This is a genomic window from Clostridium kluyveri (assembly GCF_001902295.1).
Classification (GTDB): Bacteria; Bacillota; Clostridia; order Clostridiales; family Clostridiaceae; genus Clostridium_B; species Clostridium_B kluyveri_B.
In genome coordinates this window covers 331,518-350,217 of the sequence record NZ_CP018335.1, presented here as the reverse complement: position 1 = coordinate 350,217, position 18,700 = coordinate 331,518, and the positions used below count along the sequence as shown (strand labels likewise).

The 18,700-nt window shown below is 30.3% G+C and carries 16 protein-coding genes and 1 riboswitch; of the genes, 2 read left to right on the top strand and 14 right to left on the bottom strand.

What is annotated here, in order from left to right; translation table 11 throughout:
* Positions 1-9: 9 nt before the first annotated feature.
* From BS101_RS02015 to cdaA, 6 genes are all read right to left on the bottom strand, one after another.
* Positions 10-1,470, bottom strand: a complete 1,461-nt coding sequence (locus tag BS101_RS02015; protein WP_073537298.1) for an HNH endonuclease signature motif containing protein — start codon at positions 1,468-1,470, stop codon at positions 10-12.
* A gap of 439 nt (positions 1,471-1,909) precedes the next feature.
* Positions 1,910-3,736, bottom strand: coding sequence for a glutamine--fructose-6-phosphate transaminase (isomerizing) (gene glmS, locus BS101_RS02010; RefSeq protein WP_073537297.1), 1,827 nt, complete (start codon positions 3,734-3,736; stop codon positions 1,910-1,912).
* Between the two features lie 565 nt (positions 3,737-4,301).
* A complete protein-coding gene (glmM, locus tag BS101_RS02005) occupies positions 4,302-5,651 on the bottom strand; it encodes a phosphoglucosamine mutase (protein ID WP_073537296.1) in 1,350 nt (449 codons plus the stop codon).
* Between the two features lie 637 nt (positions 5,652-6,288).
* Positions 6,289-7,890 carry an NAD(P)/FAD-dependent oxidoreductase gene (locus BS101_RS02000; RefSeq protein ID WP_073537295.1) on the bottom strand — a complete coding sequence of 534 codons (1,602 nt, stop codon included), beginning with the start codon at positions 7,888-7,890 and terminating at the stop codon, positions 6,289-6,291.
* Positions 7,871-9,124 carry a CdaR family protein gene (locus BS101_RS01995; protein WP_073537294.1) on the bottom strand — a complete coding sequence of 418 codons (1,254 nt, stop codon included), beginning with the start codon at positions 9,122-9,124 and terminating at the stop codon, positions 7,871-7,873. Before BS101_RS01995 ends, BS101_RS02000 begins: the two co-directional genes overlap by 20 nt.
* Positions 9,091-9,942: a diadenylate cyclase CdaA gene (cdaA, locus tag BS101_RS01990; protein WP_073537293.1), complete on the bottom strand. Its 852-nt coding sequence runs from the start codon at positions 9,940-9,942 to the stop codon at positions 9,091-9,093. The genes BS101_RS01995 and cdaA overlap by 34 nt, the downstream gene beginning before the upstream one ends.
* Positions 9,943-10,078: 136 nt before the next feature.
* Positions 10,079-10,212: riboswitch (cyclic di-AMP (ydaO/yuaA leader) on the top strand.
* Between the two features lies 1 nt (position 10,213).
* On the opposite strand from cdaA, the gene BS101_RS01985 reads away from it, so the two are divergent.
* Both BS101_RS01985 and BS101_RS01980 read left to right on the top strand, forming a co-directional pair.
* Complete coding sequence (locus tag BS101_RS01985; protein WP_073537292.1) at positions 10,214-10,738, top strand: cell wall hydrolase; 525 nt, start codon at positions 10,214-10,216, stop codon at positions 10,736-10,738.
* 138 nt (positions 10,739-10,876) lie between these two features.
* Positions 10,877-11,233: a PilZ domain-containing protein gene (locus BS101_RS01980; RefSeq protein ID WP_073537291.1), complete on the top strand. Its 357-nt coding sequence runs from the start codon at positions 10,877-10,879 to the stop codon at positions 11,231-11,233.
* Positions 11,234-11,339: 106 nt separating this feature from the next.
* Here the strand turns inward: BS101_RS01980 and BS101_RS01975 are convergent, their stop codons facing one another.
* The 8 genes from BS101_RS01975 to BS101_RS01940 all read right to left on the bottom strand — a co-directional run bounded on the left by BS101_RS01975 (position 11,340) and on the right by BS101_RS01940 (position 18,669).
* Positions 11,340-12,206 (bottom strand): NAD(P)/FAD-dependent oxidoreductase, encoded by an 867-nt coding sequence (locus tag BS101_RS01975; protein WP_073537290.1) that lies wholly within the window; start codon positions 12,204-12,206, stop codon positions 11,340-11,342.
* A 49-nt stretch (positions 12,207-12,255) separates the two neighbouring features.
* Complete coding sequence (trxA, locus tag BS101_RS01970) at positions 12,256-12,573, bottom strand: thioredoxin (protein WP_073537289.1); 318 nt, start codon at positions 12,571-12,573, stop codon at positions 12,256-12,258.
* Between the two features lie 86 nt (positions 12,574-12,659).
* Positions 12,660-13,892 carry a tetratricopeptide repeat protein gene (locus tag BS101_RS01965; RefSeq protein ID WP_073537288.1) on the bottom strand — a complete coding sequence of 411 codons (1,233 nt, stop codon included), beginning with the start codon at positions 13,890-13,892 and terminating at the stop codon, positions 12,660-12,662.
* Positions 13,885-14,661, bottom strand: coding sequence for a DUF4652 domain-containing protein (locus BS101_RS01960; protein ID WP_073537287.1), 777 nt, complete (start codon positions 14,659-14,661; stop codon positions 13,885-13,887). The genes BS101_RS01965 and BS101_RS01960 overlap by 8 nt, the downstream gene beginning before the upstream one ends.
* 104 nt (positions 14,662-14,765) lie before the next feature.
* A complete protein-coding gene (ptsP, locus tag BS101_RS01955) occupies positions 14,766-16,382 on the bottom strand; it encodes a phosphoenolpyruvate--protein phosphotransferase (RefSeq protein ID WP_073537286.1) in 1,617 nt (538 codons plus the stop codon).
* A 40-nt stretch (positions 16,383-16,422) separates the two neighbouring features.
* Positions 16,423-17,136, bottom strand: coding sequence for a tetratricopeptide repeat protein (locus tag BS101_RS01950; protein ID WP_073537285.1), 714 nt, complete (start codon positions 17,134-17,136; stop codon positions 16,423-16,425).
* 95 nt (positions 17,137-17,231) lie between these two features.
* The gene (gene citX / locus BS101_RS01945) at positions 17,232-17,927 is read right to left on the bottom strand and encodes a citrate lyase holo-[acyl-carrier protein] synthase (RefSeq protein WP_073537284.1); all 696 of its coding nucleotides are present in this window, start codon (positions 17,925-17,927) and stop codon (positions 17,232-17,234) included.
* Between the two features lie 175 nt (positions 17,928-18,102).
* On the bottom strand, positions 18,103-18,669 hold the full coding sequence (locus tag BS101_RS01940) for a Fe-S-containing hydro-lyase (RefSeq protein ID WP_073537283.1): 567 nt from the start codon (positions 18,667-18,669) through the stop codon (positions 18,103-18,105).
* Positions 18,670-18,700: the final 31 nt, after the last annotated feature.

Below are 18,700 nucleotides of genomic sequence, written 5' to 3'. Positions count from 1 at the left end.
TTAACCTCCTTATTTCTTTGGTGGATAACTACGCCACCAATTTGTAAATGGTTGATGTTCTTCTGGCTGTACAAGTGGAACTAAATTTTCAAAGCTGTTATCTCCACCCTTAGATAGTGGTTTAATGTGATGTATGTTAACTTCTCCTTCTGGCCATGGCTTACCTTGACCAGTCCACCATTCTTTAAATTGCTTTTTGTAAGAATCGGTGAATTGTGGCCTTAAGGTACTACTATTATTAGGTTCATAAGGTCCTTCTGGAAATGGAACTTCCCCGTGTCCCTCAACTTCTACCTTAGGATATGGATTGCCTTTTCCATTTACCACACGTTCAGCTTCTCCCGCCCCTTTTGTAGGTGAAACAAAAACAGTTCCTGCCGATATCTTTGGTTCATTAGTATAAAAAAGTTTATAACCATATAATTTATTGCTAATTACTTGACCATCTTTTGTTATTATATCATCATCAGGAAGTTCTACTCCATTAAATGTAAGTGGAGAATTTTCTGTTAAAACATAAGTATAAATATATCCATCTTTTTCGTAAGTTATTTGTTTAGGCAAATTAGATATCTCATTTGGAAAATATGTCTTAAGTCCTACATTAAGTCCTAAAATATCACACTTAATATATTTTTCTGCTTCTTCATATGTAAATACGGTTTCTTTTATTTTCTTATATTCATCTTTACTTAATACTTTTTCTACATATGATAATAGCTCTTTTTCCCCATTAGTCAAGTCATTTGGATTTTTTAACATTAACTGTATTACTTTATTCTTATCTACTTGTCCATTTTCTGAAATAGCAGAAACACCCCTGAATTCAGATATTCCTACAGTTATTCCTGATATTTTTGAAAATACTGAACATATATTTTCTTCCATATCTCTTACACCATTACAATATGTATTAAATGAGTCATTAAATTCTGTCAAACTTGTTGTTTGATTTTTAAGCGAATTCTGTAAATTGAGGACATCATCTGCAATGGGGAAGGATGTAAAACTTAAACTATTTGCTAAATTTAATATTTCTTCAAATTTAGAATTCATCTTTTTATAATTATCTATACATTCACTAACATTGTTATTTATTTGAAATTGTCCCCCATATTGGAGTGAAATAATTCCTGTATCATCATTTGTAAGGGCTGTCCCACCCCCACTTCTTTTTATGCAGTTTACAAAATCCTCACTTTGCTTTTTTAACCTAACTGCCCTTGGCTTTTCTTCATTTTCTAAAGCATTTTTCACGTACTTTATATCTTCTATTAAATTTGTATAAAACTCCTGATTTTTAATATGCTTTTCCATAAATTTATCTTTTGCTTCACCTGACCATCCAGCTTCAGTAAGCTCTGCTATAGTTCTATTTATATTTTCTTTTTCTTCTTCTAATGTCTTTATAATGTTTTCATCTTCATTTATTGTATTAGTTAATTCACCAATATCCAATTTAAAATCCATTTATTTTCTCCCATGTACTAATTTGCTTTATTGTATTTTTATATTAATGTAATTGACCATATATATCTAATCTTTACATTAATATTCATATACTTCCTTTATTTTAATGTTTATGTATATACCTGTCAACATCTCCTCATTCTTACTTTTAGTATTAAAGAACCATTTAAGTCATTTGGAATTACCAAAGGACATTTATCTCTTCCCCCTCTAATTCTTCTTTAATCATTTTCTCAATATTATGAGTTCTTTTCCCTTTCGCCATTTTTCCATCTCTAAATATAACAAAAAGCTAGGCATTCTTAATTTAAAATGTCTAGCTTTATATGCTTTCATATTTTTTCCCATACTAAATATCTCAGCTTAATACTGGCATTCTATTTAATTTTGATTTAACTTTCTTTCAAAACTACAACAAACTTTACTTAATCCATTACCTTTATTCCACCGTGACTGACTTGGCCAAATTTCTTGGTTTGTCTACGTCACACCCTTTTTGCATGGATATATAATATGCTAAAAGCTGCAGCGGAATTACTGAAATCACCGGTGCTAATATATCCATTACCTTTGGCAGATATATTACAGAATCCACTGTTTCCTCAATTTCATTATTTCCCTCCGATGTAAGAGCTAAGACCTTAGCTCCCCTTGTAGTCACTTCTTTAATATTACTTATCATTTTCTCAAGTAATTTTTCCTGTGTAGCCCCTGCAATAACTACAGTTCCATCTTCAATAAGTGCTATAGGTCCATGCTTTAGTTCCCCTCCAGCATAAGCTTCCGAGTGGATATAGGATATTTCCTTTAACTTTAAAGAACCTTCTAAAGCAACTGCATAATCAAGTCCTCTTCCCAAAAAGAATAAGTCTTCCTCTTTAAAAATCTTTGCTGCAAATTCATGGATTGCTTCTTTATTTCCTAAAACTTCTTCTGCCTTTATAGGAAGTCTAAGCATTTCTCTTTTTATTTCATCTATCTCTTCTTTACTAATAGTATTTTTATTCTGTGCAAAGAAAAGAGCTATTATATAAATTGCAATAAGCTGAGTTACATAAGCTTTTGTAGAAGCAACTGCTATTTCAGGACCTGCCCAGGTATATAGAACATCATCCGCTTCCCTGGATACAGAACTTCCCACTACATTGGTTATGGCAATAACTCTGGCTCCACGGGCCTTTGATTCTCTTAAAGCCGCCAGCGTATCTGCAGTTTCTCCCGACTGACTTATAATTATCATAAGTGTCCTTTCATTTATTATAGGTTCCCTATATCTAAATTCAGAAGCAATATCCACTTCCACCGGCATTCCAACTAACTTTTCAATTACATATTTTCCAACTATCCCCGCATGATAGGCAGTTCCACAAGCCACTATATATATTTTATCTATATTTTTAATTTCATCTTTTGTTATCTTTATATCATCCAAAGTTATAGGCTTATCCATCATAATCCTAGATGTCATTGTATCTTTAATAGCCTTTGGCTGTTCATGGATTTCTTTCATCATAAAATGTTCAAATCCACCCTTTTCAGCAGCATTTGCATTCCAGGTAACATGATATATATCCTTTTTAACTTCACTGCCATCCTCTGATAAAAGTTTTACACCGCTTTCAGTTATAACTACAAACTCATTGTCATTTAAAAGATATATCTCTCTGGTATGATTCAATATAGCAGGTATATCTGAAGCTATATAGTACTCACCTTCTCCAAGGCCTACTATAAGAGGGCTGTCCTTCCTTACTGCAACCAATTTTCCTGGCTCTTTTGAACAAATAACTCCCAGTGCATAACTACCTCTTAATTTAGATACAGCTTTCATAACTGCCTCAACTAAGTCTCCATTGTAAAAATAATTCACTAGTTGTGGTATAACTTCAGTATCTGTTTCAGATACAAATTTATATCCTTTAGAAATAAGCCACTCTCTAAGTTGTGAATAATTTTCTATTATTCCATTGTGAACTACACTTATTATTCCATCCTGACTATTGTGGGGATGCGCATTTAAATCTGAAGGTTTACCGTGAGTTGCCCATCTGGTATGACCAATTCCAACTATGCCTTTTAGGGGATGTCCTGACAATTTTTTTTGAAGATTTTTAAGCCTTCCTTTACACTTCAATACATTAATATGATCATTATCTATTATAGCAACACCTGCAGAATCATATCCTCTATATTCCAATTTACTTAATCCCTCAATTAAAATAGGTGATGCATCTTTTTTTCCAACAAAGCCAACTATTCCGCACATACTAATCTTCCTTTCATATTTAATATAATAAACTTAAGCATAGTTTTTTAATAAAAGTTCAATATTAACTATTGAATACAAAAATCATAATCAAATAAAACCTGATTATTATCAAAATTTTAAACAGGCAACTATGCTATTTAAAGCCAGTTATAAGGCTTTAATTTATTAAAGGTTTTAACACCAGGCTGATATTGTACCAAAAATCACTTTTTGGTTTTACCAGCTGTTAACGGTAGTGCGATACCGTGGGGCACCCGCCGAAGATTCGATACTCCCCATCCTCGTCAACTCAAAGTAATTTATACATTTAAAATAATTATATATATTTTAAAAAATCTCCTGAGTTCTGGCGCTTTTTATACTTACATCTTATAATAAAATATACACACCTTCCTTCAAAAATATTACAGCATTAAAGCTGTTAACTTATTATATTCTTTTCACTTATTTTTTGTCAACTAATAATTTACACTTTATAAATCTTTTTAATTCATAAAATGTACACAAATAAAAAAACACACTGTCAAATTTTATGACAATGTATTTTATTATCTTAACATTACTAATTTAATTTAACTTCAATTAACTCCGCTAAATTATGAGCCATTTTATCTATTTCACCTTGTTCTTCTCCTTCTAACATAACTCTAACCAAAGGTTCCGTTCCTGAAGCCCTTATTAATACTCTTCCACATCCATGCAGTTTTCTTTCTATTTCCTTAATCTTTAATACTATTTCTTCATCTTCCATATATATCTTTTTCTTATCATCAGGAACCTTGGCATTTACAAGAGTTTGGGGAAGATTTTTCATCATAGAAGCAATATCAGATAGTTTTCTACCACTTTTTTTAACTATACAAGCTATTTGAAGGGCAGTAATTAATCCATCTCCCGTTGTATTGTAATCCAGCATAATTATATGTCCAGACTGTTCTCCCCCTAATTTGTATCCCTCTTTTTTCATCTCTTCTAGTACATATCTGTCTCCCACCTGAGTTTTTATTGTATTTATTCCTTCTTCTTTCAATGCTATATCAAAACCAATATTACTCATCACAGTGGATACCACTACATTCTTATATAACTTTCCCTGATTCTTTAGATGTTTTGCTATTATAGCCATAATAAAATCTCCATTTATAAGATTTCCTTTTTCATCTACCGCCAAACATCTATCTGCATCTCCATCAAAGGCAAGTCCCATATCATAGCCTTCTTCTACTACAGTTTCCATGAGATTTTCTGGATGTGTTGAACCACAATTGTGATTTATATTTATTCCATCGGGTTCACTATTTATAACCTTTACTTTTGCTCCTAATTCTTCAAAAGCTTTTACAGAAGTTACATAAGATGCTCCATTTGCACAATCCAATACTACCTTTAAATCTTTCAAATCTGTATCTATAGTAGACTTAGCAAATTCTATATAGGCTTTTCTGGCTTCTCCTGTCTCCATGATTTTTCTTCCCACTTTCGATCCTATGGGGATAGATACATCCTTAAAATTACTTTCAATAACATATTGTATTTTGTCTTCTAACTCATCTGATAGTTTATATCCTTTACCATTAAAAAATTTTATTCCATTATATTCCACAGGATTATGGGATGCTGATATAACAACTCCTGCATCTGCATTATACTTTCTAGTTAAATAGGCAACTGCCGGAGTAGGTATTATTCCAACACAAATAGCTTCTGCTCCTATAGAAAGGATGCCCGAAACTAATGCATTCTCAAGCATATCTCCAGATATTCTAGTATCCATTCCTACAAGTATTTTAGGTCTATGACACCTACCTGTCAGTACATATGCTCCTGCCTTTCCTAATTTATATGCTAATTCTGGAGTTAACTCCTTATTGGCAATTCCTCTTACCCCATCGGTCCCAAACATTCTATGCATATTAATAACCTCGCTTATTAAAAGTTAATTTTCTTTAATTAAAATATCCATATTATATTATATTATATTAAAAATATTTCTACAATGTAATTTAAATCTATTGATTTATAGTAATATAAAAATCCCATCAGACTGTCCTATTATTATCACAGGGTAAAATAGAACAATTTGATGGGATTCTTATGCAAGACTTATTTATTAAAATTTTTATTATATAGATAGCATATTAATTAAAAAATCTATTGAAAATTCACAAATTCTTTACAGTTATAGAATTAAAATTACATTATACAAATTGTTAATATATAAACAATCTATTTTAAATCAACATATCACAGCTAAAAAATACAACCCATATATAACCTTAAATTACAAAAATTTTTCCATGTTTTAAAATAAGTTACATTTATTTGTAATTTATTTTTTATAATTTTCAATACACTATACTTATATTGGTATTATGAATTATTCATATTGTTAATATGTAAACAATCTATTTTCTTTAGTATATCACGTTTTATAAATAAATGGAATACAAAATAACATTATTAAAACAATTTTTTTAATTTTGAACTTGAAAATTTATATTTATTATGTATTTGACTGTGTACCCTTCTTGTAAAGAGGCTCTTATATATTATTTATCAAGACTGCTATAAATTTTCATTATATTTTCAGCCACTTTTAATCCATCCACTGCAGCAGATACTATACCTCCTGCAAATCCTGCCCCCTCACCGCAGGGATATAATCCTTCTACTGAAATACTCTCCAAATTAGTATTTCTAACTATTTTAACCGGTGCAGATGTTCTAGTTTCAACTCCTATCATAATCCCGTCCCCTTCTGAAAACCCTTTTATCTTTCTCTCAAAATCATTAAATCCTTCTTTCAATGACGAAGCTACCTTTTCGGGAAGACACAAATTTAAATCCCTAAATTCATATCCTAGCTTATAAGTTGATTTTACATCTCCCAGTTTATAAGTTACTTTGTCTTCTAAAAAATCTCTAATTAACTGTACTGGAGCAATGTAATTTCCTCCTCCAGTATTATAGGCCAAATTCTCATAATACCTTTGAAATTCTATGCCTTTAAGTGGAGAGCTTCCCGGAAAATCTTTTTCTCCCACAGTTGCAACTATAGCAGAATTTGCATTATTTGATGCCCTATTATAATAGCTCATACCGTTAGTTACAAGCCTGCCCTCCTCAGAGGCTGCAGCTACTACTTCTCCTCCAGGACACATGCAAAAACTGTAGACACCTCTTCCTTCTTTACTTTTATATACTAATCTATAATCTGAGGCTTTTAATTTTGGATGGCCTGCAGATTTTCCATATTGATTTATATCTATCATGTATTGAGAATGCTCTACTCTAACCCCTATGGCAAATGCTTTAGGTTCCATAAATACATCTCTTTCGTAGAGCATTTTATATGTATCCCTAGAACTGTGTCCAATAGCCAATATTAAATTATCACAAGAGATTTCACTGCCATTTACCACCACAGCTCTTAACTTTTTATGTGCTACAATCAAATCTTCTAATTTACTTTTAAATAATATTTCTCCTCCTAATTCCAATATTCTATTTCTTATATTTTTAACTACTATTTTTAAGTTATCCGTTCCTATATGCGGCTTGCCACTATATATTATTTCCTCCGGAGCCCCATATTTCACAAAAATATCCAGAATAAAATGACACTTTTTATCCTTTATCCTGGTAGTGAGCTTTCCATCAGAAAAAGTGCCCGCTCCCCCTTCTCCGAATTGTACATTAGATTCAAGATTTAATTCTCCAGTATTCCAAAATTTATTTACAGTTAACGTCCTTTCCTCAATTTTTTCTCCCCTTTCTATTATCAAAGGTTTATATCCATTTTCCGCCAGTAAAAGACCTGCAAACATACCTGCAGGTCCTATTCCCACAATTATGGGCCTGGTTTCCATTTTTTTTGTACCACAAATCAATTTATCCTTTAAACCTTCCTCTTCTATTTTTATATCTCTATTCTTTAACTTCGATACTATTTTTTTTTCATTCTCACAAACTATTTTCACTGAATAGTTAAATTTTATATCATTTTTTTTCCTGGCATCTATAGACTCTTTAAGTATTTTAAAGTCTTTAATATATCTACTACTTATCTTCAGCTTTTTAGCAGCTTTTGCTTTTAACTCATCATGACTTTGATCCAGACTTATATTTAAATTATTGATTACTATTGGCATTTTGTTCCTCCGATGTTTTTTTACTAACTTGTAACTTAACATTTTGTACATCCTGAGATACTAAGGATACCCCCTCTGGAAGAGATATAACTACTCCTGCAGTTTGTTCTCCTTCTGTTAAAGAACTAGCATCTACATAACAGGATATGCTATTTTCACTTAAATTATTTATAATACTTTCAGAGCCAGAAACTACTACAGATACACTATTAGAACTCAATTGGGCTGTATAAGCATCATTTAAATTTTTAATCTGTATATTTAGATTCATTTCCTTCTGAGAAGTTTTATTAGAATTATTTAATTCACTTGAATTTATTTTTAATTTCACTATTCCAGTACCAGTAACCAGTTTTACACCTTGCGGCACTATCAACTTTGCCTGAATGTTTTCTTCACCTTGAATTTTACTTAAATCAATAGATTCCGTATCTATTCCATTTATATCTTTAATAACCTTTTCCTCTCCTGCTATATCCACTTTTTCCGGTTCTACAGTTATTGATTTACTGATATCTGAAGCATCATTCTGCAATTTGATATTTATTGGAACAGTTTTAATTTTAACAACAGGTATAGTAACCTTAACAGAAGATGGCTTAATAACTACATCCCCTAATACATTGGCTGATACATCCTGTGCTTGTAATGCTAATGAAGTGTTTATATTTGAGGAGGCAGATTTTAAATCATAACTTCCTACAACCGTTTTTACTTTATTTATTACATCTTCCGCCCCACTAATTTCTACCTGTTGTATTGCCAATATAGGTTCTAGTGCATAATATCCTTCTTTAACTTTACCCTGGGACACTGCTTTTATAGAAAAAGTTTTTTGTTTTAATTCATCTAATTGAAGTTTTATCCATAGATTTTCATTATTAATAATAGTTATATCATCAGGACTTTTCTTCACTGATACGGGTACAGTATTTTCCCCTTTTTTCATAACATAAGAATTCAAATCCAACTGCAATTCAAAATCAGCAGCCTTGATAGAATATAAGTCGGAAGCATTTCCTTTTACAAGAAGAGATACACTAAATTCTTTTTTTCCAACTTGTACAAGTTTTGATTGAGCAAGTATACCTTTGTTAACCACGGTTACAGGCACTGTAATTTTTCTTTCCACTGTAGGATTTTCTATATTGTATATATATAGCCATAAAATAAATGCTGCAACAACACAACATATTTTTATTAAAATTTGATTTTCTTTAATTTTTCCTTCCACTCAATCACCTTCTCTCTCCATGTAGCTTTGCTTTGAAATCTTTTTTTCATTATAGCAGTAAGAACTTTTTTTAATCTATCTTTTGTATAATTTCTCATAAGCTTTCCATTGGCCACAAAAGAAATTATACCAGTTTCTTCTGATACCACTATAACCAAAGCATCAGAGTTTTCCGATATTCCAATTGCTGCTCTGTGTCTTGTTCCTAATTTTTTATTTAATTGGTTATTATTTGTAAGGGGCAAAAAACAGCCTGCTGACACTATTCTATCATTTCTTATTATAGTTGCCCCATCATGTAGAGGAGTATTTACCACAAATATGTTCTCTAAAAGTGAAGAAGATACTACTGCATCTAACTTTGTTCCTGTATTTATTACATCACCAAGGCCTGTTACCTGCTCTATGACAATAATAGCTCCAGTTTTACTCTGCGATAAACTTTCTACAGAAGTTACAATTTCTGTTACAACCTTTTCCATTATCTCCTCATCCGCCAATATATGCTTATCGTTAAAAGCCGTTCTTCCTAAATGTTCAAGCGCCCTGCGAATTTCCGGCTGAAATATAATTACAATAGACAAAACTCCTATAGTTAAAGTTTTTGTAAGTATCCAATTAAGCATCACTAAATTGAAAAAACTACTTATAGGTATAAGAAATATTATAAGCATAATTCCCTTTAAAAGTTGCTCTGCCCTAGTCTCCTTTATAAGCATATATACTTTATAGAGTATATATGCTACTACCAGTATATCCATAATAGATGTTATACTTATATTTTTTACTGAATTAACCGTTAGCTGCAATAGCTCCACTAATTTCACCATCCTGTTGTTATTGACATCTATATTAATTATATACCATTTAGCATTGTTTATATGTCTGCAGTACTTATTTTAATAAATTTTTAATAAAGTATATTTTTTAGTATTTTATTTTACTAAGTGGGTACAATATCATTAGCCTAAGTTTTATAAAAAACACGGGGAAACCAGTACTATTTTGGGGTGAATCGTAATTTATTACGTAGGTTATGCCTTTTCCGAACCCGTCAGCTAACCCCGTCGGTAATAAGGAGGATATATTTTGAAAAAATTTTTTTGTTTTATAATTTTTTCGTTATTACTACTAACATTCTCTGTAAAAGTAAGTGCAGAGGAAGCTAACAATGATAATTCTACGTTATTTAATCAGCAAGACGAGATTGTGCAGGTATTTAATTACTCTAACCAAAAGATATACATAACTCAGGATGACGTGGACTTAATGGCTAAAGTGGTTTATGCTGAAAGTAATTCTGAACCTTTTGAAGGCCAGGTAGCTGTGGCATCTGTAATATTAAACAGAGTGCAATATCCTGAATTTCCAAAGACAATACAGGGCGTCATAAAACAAAAAGGAGCTTTTTCTTGTGTAAAAAATGGAGATATAAATGTAACTCCAAACCAAAATAGCTACACTGCAGTAGCACAGGCATTAAAAGGAGTGGATCCTACAGGAAGATCTACTTTCTTTTATAATCCAGAGATAGCTACATCAGAGTGGATGAAAAATATTAATAAGAAAAATATTAAATATATAGGAAACCATGTGTTTTTTATAGTAAATTAAAAAAAGGGTTGTGTAGAGTAATTTAAAGATTGCTTTACACAACTCTTCTTTAACATTCAGGAATTGCATAACTATGGAGTTTAATCAGATGAATATTTTACATAAAATTTATAAACATATAAAGGGGGAGTCTTATTTATGATATACAGTTATAGTAATTTACTTAATAGAAAAGTAAAAATCAAAAAAAATTTAAGAACAAATGAACGTCTCAAATATATGGATAACTTTAAAATTATCAGTATAAACTATAAGAAATGCAATCATAAAGTATTAGGAATAGATATATCAATTTCTGGCATAGGCTTTCTATCAGAACATATAATGGAAAAAAATGATTTAGTTGAAGCTATTTTTAAGTATAAAAATATAACTATTCCCGCTACAATTAAAGTTAATCATATTAATTTAAGTGATAAGGGATATTATATCGGTGGTCAATTTATAGCATTAAAAAATACCTATAGAGAAATTCTAAAACATGAATTATTATAATTTTTACAAATTTATTTAACCATACACAAATTTAAGATTTGATTATTGGAAAGATGCACCTGCCTCTTTTCAATAGCCAAATCTTAAACCAATATTTTATATGAACCTAAGAATAACTTGATTTATCCAGATATGAAACAGCATTAAGTGCAGCTATCTGTCCCTGACCCACAGCTTTCATATACTGATATGGTTTTCCTGTACAATCTCCTGCTGCAAAACAGCCCTCTATATTTGTTCTCATGTTTACATCTACTTTTATATGCCCTGCTTCTAAAATAAGTCCTGGCATAAGCTGATCTGGTGCAATACTGCTTTTTAATACAAAAACCCCATCTGTACTTATTGATTTATACTTTAGAACGACTCTTTCTACTTTATCTGTACCATATATCTCTAAGACTTTATCTTGTATCACTTCCACATTATCTTTTAAATTAGGACTTTCCCTATATACAGGTATATAATATACTTTACTTGCAAGTTCACTTACATAGTTGGCTTCTTTTTCCGCTTCTTTATTGTAGCCAATAACAGTGACCGTTTTATCTTTATAAAGAGGTGCATCACAGGTTGCACAATAGCCTACTCCTCTGCCTAGAAATTCTTGTTCCCCTTTTAAAGGTTTTGTATATTCTACACCTGTAGCCAGTACGACTGCCTTTGCCTCATACATCTTTTCATTAACTGCAAGAGCAAAATATTGTCCCATAGCATATATGGAATTTATTTTTTCAAATGTTATGTTTATTCCCATGATATCTAAATGATTTTGGAATTTACTTTTTAACTCCAATCCTGTTATATCTGGGAATCCAATATAATTGCTAATCTTAGGAGCCTTAATCAATTTATCACTAAGTTCTTCATTGCCAAAAATAATGATATCTTTATTCCTTATCTTAGCATTAATAGCAGCAGAAATTCCGGCAGGGCCACTGCCTATTATGGCGATATCATATCTATGTTCCAATTAACCTCACCCCCTAATGCATTTTTATTCCAATTATAAAACACTCATTTTATATGTGTTTTTCTAAAACATCTTTTATTGTATCTTTAGGCCTAAAACCAATAAATTGTTCCACTATACTTCCATCTTTGAACACCATTACAGTTGGAATACTTCCAATTTTAAATTGAGCTGCTGTAACGGGATTTTCATCTACATTTATCTTGAAAAATTTAGCTTTTCCTTGTAGTTCACTAGCAACCTCTTCCATAACAGGTGAAAGCATTTTGCAAGGACCACACCATGAAGCCCAAAAATCAACTACCACTGGAGTTGATGATTCCTTAACAGATTCTGAAAAATTTATATCTTTTATTTCCTCTACCATTTTTCACCCTCCTTATACCCCATAGGGGTATGTCTTTTAATTATATTGTATATTATATTATTTCTCACGTCAACTTTTTTTAGTCCTTAATTTATTAAATTATTTATTTGTGAATTATTATAAATAGATTCAGGATAAGTGTTTACTAATTTTTTAGCATAGCTTTTAGATTGTTCCATATTTAAATCTTTATATATGACAGCAAGCCTATATAACACCGTTTCTTCATAACTTCCATCAGAAAAATTACCATCATATTCTTCATAATATTTTATAGATCCTTTTAAATCTCCCGATAAATCGAAAGAAGTTCCAAGCATATAAATTATATGAGGATATAATTCATTTCCTGTTCCAAATTCATAGGATTTTTTTAAATAAGTCTTTGCATTATTATAATCTTTATTTTTTAAATAGTTACACCCTAAATTATAAAAATAAACACATCCTTCTGTAGTTAAAAGCTTATATGCCTCAGATAGCAAATTCTCCTCATTAGAGTTCAGTTTATCACTCCTCCAGTTCATAACCTGTACATACATAGAATCATAATCTTTATTTTTTATATAATTTCCCATATCCTCAAGAGGAAAAGTTTTCTTTATATTTTTATCAATTTTTCCATTGACATTTTCAATCTTTTTATTATTTTCATAATTTATATTTTGTGCTTTCATGGTTCCTATATTAAAAAATTTTATAAACCCTACAATTGATTTATTGCCCTTATTCACAATTAGAAATATACCACAAGCTATTAAAATACCAATAAAAGAAATACAACATACTTTTTTAATATTATTTTTTTTGCTTATTATATCTATGTTTTCAAGCAATTTTATATTTTCTTTAGCCTCAATATTTTTAACATCCAGCTTAAGTACATTGTTTATCTTCTCCAAAGCTTTAGCATATTGACCTTTTTTCATATAGCACAATGCACTGTAGTTATTTACATTGATGTAATTAAAATCACTTTCAGTACATTCTTCTAATAATACTAAGGCCTCATCTATTTTAAATTTCTCAATCAATCCTAGAGCTTTTTTATAGAATTGAATTTTCTCATTATCTTTCTTTGAACTCTCAAGATATTTTTGGGCAACTTCATCCCCATTAACCTGATAATTCATTTTCCAGAGCTTCTGTGCCTTATCCAAATCACCTTTTAAATATAACAAAAGCCCTTTAAGATTAATTGATGCTTTATTTTTTATATCTATAGATATACTTTCCTCACATAACTTTATGGCAGCATTTATATATCCGTTATTATATTTATTTAAGGCCCTATTATATATTTTCTGTGATTTATTCATTTATCTTATATACTACTTTCCCATCAGAATTTTTAACTTCTATCTTACCGCTTAAGCTTGTATTAAAGGAAGTAATAACCCAATCTTCTACATGAGATTCATTATATGCATCATCATCATAGATATTCACTTTCAAATTTATATTATTTCCATCTTTTTGTACAGACATTATCTGTTGTTTTTTACTTGAATCCTTTATTAAAAGTGAAACTTCTCCTGTATTTACATTAAGCATATACAAATCTCCCCCTTTTGCTAGTGTTCCATGGGAAGATGCTACGACTACAAATAGGTTTTTTCCATCAGCCCATTCTACATATTTAGGTGATATTTGAGTATTATTCTCTATTTCATAACTATAAAGATTTTGTCCGCTTTTTATTATTATTTTTCCTACACCTTCTTCTAAGGCTTCACTGCCCTTACCCTCTATACAAGCACTATAACTTCCATCTTCTGAATTTTTCCAATCAGTATTAAAGGTTATTTCCGTACTACTATCCAATTGTTTTTTTATAAAATTTATTCCACTTGTATTTTTAGTACCACTTGAGGAAGAACCATTATTTTGTGTTGTTTGTTCATTATCTTTATCCTTAGTATCAACAGCTGCGGTATCTGAGTTTACCTTTTTATCATTGTTATTAGAAGAAGTATTAGTATTTACCTTATTAGAAGAAGTATTTTTATCAGAAGAACAAGCTGTAAATGATAAAGCTAAAACCATCAAAGACAAGCATATTAGAAAATTCACTTTTTTAAATTTCATCGTGTAATCCCCCTTTTATATAATCTCTGGTATTATTCCTATCATATATCTTAACTAAATTATATCATAATATTTTCCTGCTAAAAACTATGCCAACTCTACTTTTAACAATAACTTTTAATAAATTGCTTTATTTTTAATATAGATTGAGGGCTCATGGAAAATTCATCTAATTCACATTCTACTAAATATTTAATTGCATTCTCATCTGATGCCATTTCTCCACACATACTGCATAATTTTTTATTTTTATGTGCAGCTTCTATGGTGGTCTTTATAAGAGATAACACTGCTGGGTGCATTGGATCATAGAGATAGGCTACCTTTTCATTTACTCTGTCTACAGCTAGAGTATATTGTATTAAATCATTAGTTCCAATACTAAAAAAATCTGCATATTTGGCCATTTCATCTGCATTTATGGCCGCAGCAGGTACTTCCACCATTATTCCAACTTGTAGTTCCCTATTAAATTCCCTTTTTTCTAAAGCAAGTTCTTCCATGCATTCTTTTAATACTTCTTTAGCTTGTAAAAATTCTCCTACAGAACTTATCATAGGAAACATTATTTTTAAATTCCCAAAAACTGACGCCCTTAAAAGAGCTCTAAGTTGAACTTTAAATATATCCTTTCTATCAAGACATATTCTAATGGATCTGTAACCCAAAAAAGGATTGCATTCTTCCTCCATAGGAAAGTATGGTAATTTTTTATCTCCACCTATATCCAACGTTCTTATAACTACAGGCTTATTTTTCATCTTCTCAAGCACATACTTATATGCTTCAAACTGCTCATCTTCCTGCGGCATAGCATCTCTATCCATATATAAAAATTCAGTTCTAAAAAGTCCTATACCATCTCCACCATTTTTTATGACCTGCTCTACATCCTCACATCTCTCTATATTTCCTAAAAGTTTTATCTGCTTTCCTGATTTTGTAACTGTCTTTAAATTTATTATACTTTTAAGTTTTTCTTTTTCTATACCATATTCTTCTATTTTAATTTTATACTTTTCCACTAATTCTTTGCTGGGGTTTACCATGACTATCCCTTCTACACCATCTACAATAACCAAATCTCCATTTTTAACATAACTTGTTATATCCTTCATACCTACTACCGCTGGTATTTGGAAGGCTTTCGCCATAATAACACTATGAGAAGTCTTTCCACCAAGATCCGTAATAAAAGCTATTACTTTATTTTTGTCCAACTGAACTGTATCTGATGGTGTTAGATCGTGAGCTGCAATTACTGTATTACTACTCAAATTTCCTAAGGATGTTATATTTCCTGTTAGATTGGAAAGTATTCTATCACCTACATCTTTTATATCCATTGCTCTCTCTCTTATATATTCATCTTTCATAAGTTTGAAAGTTTCCATATACAAATTTACTATATCATAAACGGCTTTTTCTGCATTTATATGTTCTTTTTCTATTTTTAATTCTATTGCCCCTGCAAATTCTATATCCTCTAAAAGCATAATGTGACTCTCAAACACTTCTGCTTTACCCTTTCCCAACTGATGTTTAGTTTTTGTTTTTATTTTTTCAAGCTGTTTTTTAGATAAAATCAATGCTCGTTCAAATCTTGCTTTTTCTTCTGATACATTTGACACATATGTATTTTCAATTTTTAATCCACTTTCTTCTTTTATAACTATCCTACCTATTGCATAACCTTTAGAAGCTGGTATACCTTTCTTCATTTATTTTCCTCCTGAGATTATGTTATATAAAACAGATATGCTATTCTACTAAATCCTGAAATTCTTGTGAATCTTTCACAGGATTAAAATCTTCTTCTTCTCTGGCTATTTCCTTAATATCCGGGGACATATCTATAGCTATTTTTAGAAATTTTACTGTATCTGAAACATCTCCACGCCTTCCATATATACTTGCTTTGCCATAATAACTCCATATATAATTTTCTACTTCTAAGGCTTTATCATACCAATTAAGGGCTTCTTCATATTTTCCATAAAGTTCATAGGCAAGAGCTTTATTAAACCTTGCATATCCAAAATCAGGATTTAAATTAAGAGATTTATCTATATTATTCATTCCTTCTTCATAATTGTTGCTATAACATAATGCTATTCCTTTTATATTATAAGCCTTATAAAATGTATTATCTTCACGGATTATTTCATCTGCTTTAGCTATAGTATCTACATACTGTTTATTACTAAAAGACTTTTCCACTTCTTTATATTTTTGTTCCAATTTTCTGTTATTTTCACTTTCAGTCTGACTGGTATCTGCTTTTTTTATGACTGAATTCTCTGTGGTGATATTTTGTGAATCTTTATTGCTGTTCTTATATCTATTATCGTAATAAACTTTGATTATTAAAACTCCCGCCATAATACACAAAATACAAAATATTATACCTTTTATCTTCAATGTATTTTTACTAGGTGGATTGGAATTTATAGTTTTTTTTCTATTAAAAGCCATTTATATTTCCTCCTAAACAGCTTTAATTTAGCCCTTCAGAAAAATCTGCCTGAAAGACTAAATCATTTACTTAAAAATTAAATTTTCCACATGACTTAATTTTTAAATTCATTGTTCCTTAAATACTTATCAAGTTCATTTTTTATACACTGTTTCATTTCATTTACATCATGCCTTTTATCATTTATGCAATCTGAAAGTTCTTCATCACACATATAGCATTTCTTAGGTTTAAATCCAAGATTCTTTCTGCTAACCTTAGTTCCATCACTATTATATACTTCTATATCAATATATTTTCCCAAGATGTGATTTTCTTCTATACCAATAACCCTTCTCTTTATACTACAGACATCCCCATTAATAACTAGGGTTAGTATAGGACCTTCACTTGTTACTTGTAAATCTTTATACATTATTCTATCTTTAAATTCATCAATTATCAAACTGCAAAATATCTTCATTATTCCAAAGCTTACACAATTATTCTTACAAATTCCTGGATAGTTAACTTTCATAGAGAGCAGAGGTGCCAAATAATCCTTTATAAGCCATTTTCTCCTACATTCTCTTTCTTTTTTATCTTTAATAATATCATCTCTAGTATATTCTTTATCTATAATTGCATCTATTCCATTATAATTTTCTGAAATACAATTTACATATATGGATTTAATAAGTTCTCCCTCTACATCACTATCAACTTCATTTTTATTTATATTATCATCATTTTGCCCTTTATTTATGCCACCTTTAGCATTAAAATCATTTACAGTTAAATCAATACCCATAATACACCAATAAGAATTGTTAATTCTTATATATTCTTAACCTCCTTTTCTAAATTTTAAGACTTAGTAGTATACTCATAATTATACTTTTTTCGTTGGATCTCTACAAGCTTTATGTCGTAAATAGGCAGAATTTTTTTAAGATTCCATTGTATTTTTTACGTATGTTGAAATTTTAAATTTCAGAACTACTAAAGTTTAAGTAATTTTTTTTCCCTATCTCATATAAATTATTTCCTTCTGAATCTATCACTACAATTACAGGAAAATCTTTTACTTCCAATTTTCTTATAGCTTCTGAATCCAAATCTTCATAGGCTACTATCTCCACTTTTTTTACACATTTTGCTATAATTGCTGCCGCACCTCCTATAGCAGCAAAATAAATGCCTCTATTCTTTTTTATAGATTCTATAACCTCTTTTGACCTAAGACCTTTTCCTATCATTCCCCTTAACCCTTTGTCTAATAACATAGGTGTAAAAGAATCCATCCTATAACTAGTGGTTGGACCTACAGACCCTATAATATTACCTGGTTTTTCAGGAGTAGGTCCTGCATAATATATTATGGAATCTTTTATATTTATAGGAAGCTCTTTACCTTCCTCTATTAATTTTATCAATCTTTTATGGGCAGCATCCCTAGCAGTATATATAGTTCCAGATATTAACACACTGTCTCCCACTTTCAAATTTTTAACTTTTTCCTCTGTTAAAGGACATGTAATATTTTTTTCCATCTATACCCATCGTCAACTGAACGACTTTTTC